Annotated in this window: 3 protein-coding genes; all 3 read left to right on the top strand. The window is 62.9% G+C overall.

Features of this window, described 5'->3' with window-relative positions; genetic code table 11:
* Window positions 1–1,269: right-handed parallel beta-helix repeat-containing protein (locus P2P98_RS00200; RefSeq protein WP_275796036.1), on the top strand; the 1,269-nt coding region annotated here is incomplete at its 5' end.
* Between the two features lie 164 nt (window positions 1,270–1,433).
* Complete coding sequence (locus tag P2P98_RS00205) at window positions 1,434–2,777, top strand: nucleotide sugar dehydrogenase (RefSeq protein ID WP_275796038.1); 1,344 nt, start codon at window positions 1,434–1,436, stop codon at window positions 2,775–2,777.
* Entirely contained in the window at window positions 2,774–3,964 is a 1,191-nt protein-coding gene (locus P2P98_RS00210; protein WP_275796040.1) for a glycosyltransferase family 4 protein, read from the top strand. The genes P2P98_RS00205 and P2P98_RS00210 overlap by 4 nt, the downstream gene beginning before the upstream one ends.
* Window positions 3,965–3,997: the final 33 nt, after the last annotated feature.

Consider the following 3,997-nt stretch of genomic DNA (forward strand, 5'->3'; position numbering starts at 1 on the left):
AAGAACGCGGCGGCTTCGGGCACGGGGTTGACGCTGGATGCGTTCATCGTCGGCGAGTACGACGCGCCGGACGCGCCATCCAACTTGCGCGCGTGGAACGGCGACCGGCGGGTGGAGGTGCGTTGGAACGCGTCGTCCGCGAGTGACGTCACGTCTTATGAGGTGTTTCGTGCCGAGGGTTCGGCGACACCCATCAAACTGACGGACGTGCCGGCCTCCTCGCCGCTCGCTTACACCGACTTCGCTCCTGAATCGGGCAAGAAGTATTCCTATCGCGTCATCGCGGTGGACTGGTACGGCAACAAATCCACCGCGGCCACGACGTCTCAGCTGACGATGAATATCCCGGCCGCGCACCCGTATCGCCTCAGCACGTGCCCCGCCGCGACTGTACAGGTGTCCACGAGTGCACAGTTGACATCCGCACTGGCCGCGGCGAAGCCAGGCGATGTGATTCGACTTGCTCCGGGCAAGTACAGCGCACGGCACGTGATCTCCGTGAAGGCGACTGCGTCCAAGCCCGTTTGGGTGTGCGGGCCGAGTACCGCGGTCATCGACAATGGCCGCATTTCCGGATACTGGGGTTTCAACATCCGGGACTCCTCGTACGTGGTGCTCGCGGGCATGACGGTCCGCAATTCGTCGAAGGGTGTCCTCGTAGACAACAGCTCTTTCGTCACGGTGGCTGACATGAAGATCACGTACGTCGGCGACGAGGCGATCCACCTCCGTCGTGCCACGACCGATACGACGGTGATCGGCAACACCATCACCGACACCGGCAATGTGAACGCCATGTACGGCGAGGGGGTGTACATCGGGTCGTCCAAGGGGAACTGGTGCACCTACTCGGCGTGCGGCCCGGACAAGAGCGATCGCAATCGCATGATCGACAACGACATCAGCGGTACCACTGCTGAACCCATCGAGGGGAAAGAAGGAACCACCGGTGGTCTCATCGAGGGCAACCGGCTCAGCGGATACAGCGTGCAGTCTGAAGAGGCGAATGCACACGGTCTCGTTGCCGTGCAGGGCAACGGCTGGATGATCAGGAAGAACGTCGGGCGGAATGTCCCGCTGGACGGATTCCGAATCATGCGGTACGTCGAAGGGTGGGGTTACGACAACGTTGCGGTCGGAAACACCGGTGCGCTCAGTGGGCGGCTCGGGGTCTACGTGCACGTGAAGGACCTGCGAACCATCGTCACGTGCTCGAACAAGTTCTCCGCGGTCTCCGCAGGGAACACGAACATCACGTGCACGCCGTGACGGCGGGCGGCGTCGGGCCGGGTGCGCCGTGGCACATGGGCGCAAAAAAGAGCGGATCGGTACCGCATTCATAGGCCTTGCGAAGGTTCCTCCAGACGGTCGACTACTATTTCGGAGAGAGCCGACGAAGTCTCAGCCGATGTTCCGGAAATGCAGGGGGAAGAATGAGAGTTGCCGTACTCGGGCTGGGATACGTGGGATGTGTGACTGCTGCATGCTTGGCGGACGCCGGAAATGTCGTCATCGGCATCGACCCTTCGGTCGAAAAGGTCGAAGCCGTCAATCAGGGGTTGACACCACTCGTTGAGCCTGGCCTGCAGGAGCTGATGGCGAAGGTCCACGGTCAGTCTCTCCTCAGCGCCACCAGCGACGTAGCTGCGGTGGACGATGTCGACATCGCCATCATCTGCGTCGGAACGCCGTCGACCTCCGAGGGAGAGCTCGACCTCGTCCACGTCGAGTCCGTGGCCCGGCAGATCGGCAGTCGGATCCGTGAGCGCACCAGCCCCCTCACGGTCATGCTCCGCAGCACCGTGCTACCGGGGACGACGCGTGACCGCGTCATCCCGTGGCTCGAGGAGGCATCGGGCAAGGTCGAGGGGTCCGACTTCTTCGTCGCCTTCTGCCCGGAGTTCCTTCGTGAGTCCACCGCGATCGCGGACTTCTACGGTCCTCCCTTCACGGTCATCGGGGTGGAATCAGAGGTCGCCGCGGAGCGTCCCTCCGAGCTCCTCGAATTCATCGGGGTGCCTCCGCGCATCGTGACGACCGGTGTGGCGGAAGCGCTCAAGTACTCCTCGAACGTCTTCCACGCTTTGAAGGTCGCTTTCGCGAATGAGATCGGCCGCTTCTGCGACGTCAGCGACATCGATGCGCGCGAGGTCATGAAGATCTTCGTCGAAGACCGCCAGCTCAATATCTCCCCCCGCTACCTCAAGCCCGGCTTCGCCTTCGGAGGCTCGTGCCTGCCGAAGGACGTGAAGGCCGTGCAATTCCACGCCAAGACGGTCGGTGTCGACCTTCCGCTGATCGACAGCCTGACGGTGACGAACACCGCACACATCGAGAAGGCCGTGAAGATGGTGCTTGATCGCGGTGTCCGTCGGGTTGCGCAGATCGGTCTTACCTTTAAACCCTCCACCGACGACGTGCGCGAGAGCCCCTATCTCGCGCTGGTCGCCCGACTCATCGAAGCGGGTGTGACGGTGACCGCTTTCGACCCGATCATCAAGATCGATCGCCTGATCGGCGCCAATCGTTCACACGTCGAAAGCATCCTGCCCACGCTCGATGACGTTCTGACGGACTCGGTCGACGAGGCGATCGCCGATGCCGAGCTCGTTCTCATCGGTACGCACCTGCCCGCCGAGCTCGACCGCGTGGTTGCAGGCGTCACCGTGCCGGTGATCGACCTCTCAGGTCTCCTCCCCGCGCGCTACGAGGAAGAACTGCGCGGACGCAGCATCCTCGACTCGGATGTGCCGGCGTACACGGGGGCAGCCTGGTGAAGGACGCGCCGCTCGTCCTCATTCTCGTGCAGAACCTCCCGCTTCCGGGTGACCGGCGCGTGTGGCTGGAATGTAAGAGCCTGCGCGACAACGGATACCGCGTCGCTGCAATCACTCCCGCGGCTCCCGGCGACCCTGCTTACGAGCTGCACGAAGGTGTTCACCTCTACAAGTACGCGCCCCCGAAGGAGACCTCGTCGATTGCGAGTTTCCTCTGGGAGTTCGTGTACTGCTGGATCCGGACGTTCTTCCTGACGCTCCGGGTGACGCGGCGTCACGGTGTCCCCGCGGTGATCCAGTCGTGCAATCCGCCGGACACGTTCTGGCTCATCGGCTTGATCATGCGCGTGCGGGGAAGCATTTTCGTCTTCGACCAGCATGATCTCAACCCGGAGGTGTACGAATCCCGCTTTCACAAGCGTGGCTTCTTCTACACGGGACTCAAGCTGTTGGAACGCGCGACGTACAAGACGGCTCGCGAGACCATCGTCACGAATGAGTCGTACGCCGAGGTTGCCCGTCGACGTGGAAAAGTTCCGGCTGAGCGCGTCACGGTCGTGCGCACGGGACCCGATACAACGGTGTTGACGCCGGGTGCACCTGACGAGGCGACCAAGCGAGGCCGCCGCTATCTCGTTCACTTCCACGGCGTCATGGGGCCTCAGGACGGGGTCGACATCGTCATCCGCATGATCGACTACGTGGTTCACGAGAAGCAGCGCACGGATATCTCGTTCTCGGTCCTCGGCAAGGGCGATGAGTACACGACGCTGCGAGCGATGGTGACCGATCTCGGACTCGACGACTACGTCTACATGCCGGGCCGGGTGAGCGACGAGGAGCTGTTCCGCTACCTGTCGTCAGCTGACGTCGGACTCAGTGCCGATCCGCCCAATCCGCTGAACGACGTCAGCACGATGAACAAGACCATGGAGTACATGGCGTTCGGTCTTCCGGTCATTGCCTTCGACTTGAAGGAGACGCGCTTCAGCGCCGGCGAGTCCGCGGTCTACGTCACCCCGGCGACGCCGAAGGCGTACGGCGACGAGCTGCTGCGACTGCTGAAGCAACCGGAAGAGATGGATGCCATGGGCCGGGCGGGTCGCGAGCGTGCGGTGAACGTCCTCGACTGGCGTTTTCAGAGTGTCCCGTACCTGGCGGTTTTCGACCGCCTTACCCGGCGCTGACGGCGCCTCCCACCGCAAAAGACCCACGAAGAC

It is taken from the genome of Microbacterium sp. Kw_RZR3 (genome assembly GCF_029222405.1).
Lineage (GTDB): Bacteria > Actinomycetota > Actinomycetes > Actinomycetales > Microbacteriaceae > Microbacterium.

Excerpts from the sequence above, each read along its gene's own strand:
- P2P98_RS00205 (WP_275796038.1), top strand. The coding sequence starts at position 1,434 with ATGAGAGTTGCCGTACTCGGGCTGGGATACGTGGGATGTGTGACTGCT.